Origin of the sequence: Agromyces binzhouensis (genome assembly GCF_004135055.1) — a bacterium.
Lineage (GTDB): Bacteria > Actinomycetota > Actinomycetes > Actinomycetales > Microbacteriaceae > Agromyces > Agromyces binzhouensis.
Genome location: NZ_SDPL01000470.1, coordinates 1 through 2,215 on the forward strand (window position 1 = coordinate 1; position 2,215 = coordinate 2,215).

The window sequence follows — 2,215 nt, forward strand, 5'->3', positions numbered from 1 at the left end:
GTTCGGGTCGCCCCGCCGAGGCCAGGTCGCACGCGCCGAAGCAGGGCTCCGGCCAGTCCCGCGGCGGCCAGGCGGCAGGCGCGCAGCGCGGAGCATCCGCCCACGGGTCGCAGAAGCAGCCGCTCCGGGTCGGCAGCCTCGTCTCGCCCAACCGCAGCACCCGGACGAACCGGCGCGCCCAGGGCTGAGCACCGAACTCCTCGACGGCCCCGCACCCGACTCGGGTGGCGGGGCCGTCGTCGATTTCGCCCGTGGTGGCGGGCCGGGTTAGCCTGAGCCCCATGAGCACCGAAGTCGTTGCCGATGTCGTCATCCGCCCCATCCGTGATTCCGACGCCGAGGCGCTCGGCCGGGTCCACGCGCAGTGCTGGCACGAGGACTACGACCAGCTGGTGAGCGCGGCGACGCTCGAGAACCTCTCGCCGCGCCGGATGGCCGAGCTCTGGACCCACTGGATGAGTCAGGGCGACGAGTTCACGCACGTGGCCGCACTCGTCGACGGCGAGATCGTCGGCTTCGCCGGGGCGGGTCCCGCCCGCGACGAGGATGCTCCGCGCGAGCGCGAGCTGTTCTTCATCCACCTCCTCGACGCGCACCACGGCAAGGGCATCGGGCAGAAGCTGTTCGACGCGACCGTCGGCGAGGGCTCCGTCTACCTCTGGGTGCCGTCGGCCAACGAGCGCGCGGTCCACTTCTACGAGCGCAACGGCTTCACGGCCGACGGCGTCTCCCACGACGAGCCGTTCCTCGGCGAGAGCATCCACGAGGTGCGGTTGGTGCGCTGACGCGCAGCCCGTCACCAGAGGCGGCGCGGGCGGCATCCGCCTCGCGGCATCCGCTCAGTCGAGTGCGCCGACCGCGGCGAGCGCGCGACGCAGCAGTGCGCCGCGGCCGCCCTCCATCTCGGCACCGAACGCCTCGCTCGCCGCCTCGGCGGGCGAGACCCACGTGACTTCCAGCGCGTCCTGGCGCGGTTCGCACGTGCCCGTCACGGGCACGACGTAGGCGAGTGAGACGGCGTGCTGGCGCTCGTCGGTGAACGGCGAGATGCCCGGCATCGGGAAGTACTCGGCGACCGTCGCGGGCACCGGGCTCGCCGGCAGTTGCGGGAACGCCATCGGACCGAGGTCCTTCTCGAGGTGGCGGAACAGCGCGTCGCGGATCGTCTCGCCGTACATCACGCGCCCGGAGACGAGCGTGCGCGTCATCTCGCCGACCGCGTTCGCACGGAGGAGGACGCCCACCTCGGTGACCTGGCCGACGCCGTCGACGCGCACGGGCACCGCCTCGACGTACAGCAGCGGCAGGCGGCCGCGGATCTCGGCGAGCTCGAGGTCGGAGAGCCAGCCGGGATTGGCGGGAGGCTGGACGGCGGGTTCGTCGTCGGGATTCCAGTCCGGGTCCGGGGTGCGTACGGCCATGGGTCGATTCTGCCCCACGTGCCGCGAGAGCGCCGGGAACCGCGGCGCCGGCCGCGGGGGACGGGGCTCTCGCGCCGGGGTACGATGCCCGGATGCGGATCGACGACGAGGCGGTGATGTGGTCGGCATCGCCGGCCGACCGGGCCGGCCGGCCCCTCCTGGTGCTCCTCCACGGATACAACTCGCACGAGGGCGACCTGTTCGGCCTGAGCCCGTACCTGCCGCTCGAGCCCGCGATCGCCTCGCTCCGCGCCCCGATCTCGACCGGCTACGGCCACGCCTGGTTCCCGCTCCTCGCGCAGGGCGAGGAGTTCGCGATGACCGGTGCCGAGGAGGCGACGACCGCCGTGATCGAGTGGCTCGACCGCGTCGCGCCGGGCGAGGCATCCGTGGGCCTGCTCGGCTTCTCGCAGGGCGGGGCGATGGCGCTCGAGCTGCTGCGCCGAGCGCCCGAGCGGTTCGCGTTCGCGGTGAGCCTCGCCGGGTTCGCGCTGCCGGGCACGCGTGAGGGCGACGAGCGGATGGCGGAGCTCGCGCCGCCCGTCTTCTGGGGGCGCGGCACGGTCGACGAGGTGATCCCGTCGACGTCGGTGGTGCGCACGCAGGAGTGGCTGCCCGCGCACGCGTCGCTGGACCAGCGCGTGTACGAGGGCCTCGGCCACTCGGTGTCCGACCGCGAGATCGGCGACGTCCGGGCGTTCCTCGCGGCGCGCTACGCCGCCTGACCCGCGTCGGGACCCGTCACGTCGCGGCTGCCCGGCCTCGGGCCGCGGGCCTCAGGCCGCGGGCCCCGG

The 2,215-nt window shown here is 74.0% G+C and carries 4 protein-coding genes; 3 read left to right on the plus strand and 1 reads right to left on the minus strand.

Annotated features, from left to right (window positions below):
* Both ESO86_RS19215 and ESO86_RS15765 read left to right on the plus strand, forming a co-directional pair.
* Positions 1–188, plus strand: a 188-nt coding sequence (locus ESO86_RS19215; RefSeq protein ID WP_165308030.1) for a hypothetical protein, incomplete at its 5' end; no start/stop codon positions are given.
* A 93-nt stretch (positions 189–281) separates the two neighbouring features.
* Complete coding sequence (locus tag ESO86_RS15765; protein ID WP_129235811.1) at positions 282–785, plus strand: GNAT family N-acetyltransferase; 504 nt, start codon at positions 282–284, stop codon at positions 783–785.
* Between the two features lie 54 nt (positions 786–839).
* On the opposite strand, the gene ESO86_RS15770 is transcribed toward ESO86_RS15765, so the two are convergent.
* Positions 840–1,421, minus strand: a complete 582-nt coding sequence (locus ESO86_RS15770) for an NUDIX hydrolase family protein (RefSeq protein WP_129235812.1) — start codon at positions 1,419–1,421, stop codon at positions 840–842.
* Positions 1,422–1,513: 92 nt separating this feature from the next.
* On the opposite strand from ESO86_RS15770, the gene ESO86_RS15775 reads away from it, so the two are divergent.
* Positions 1,514–2,146, plus strand: a complete 633-nt coding sequence (locus ESO86_RS15775; RefSeq protein ID WP_129235813.1) for an alpha/beta hydrolase — start codon at positions 1,514–1,516, stop codon at positions 2,144–2,146.
* Positions 2,147–2,215 lie beyond the last annotated feature (69 nt).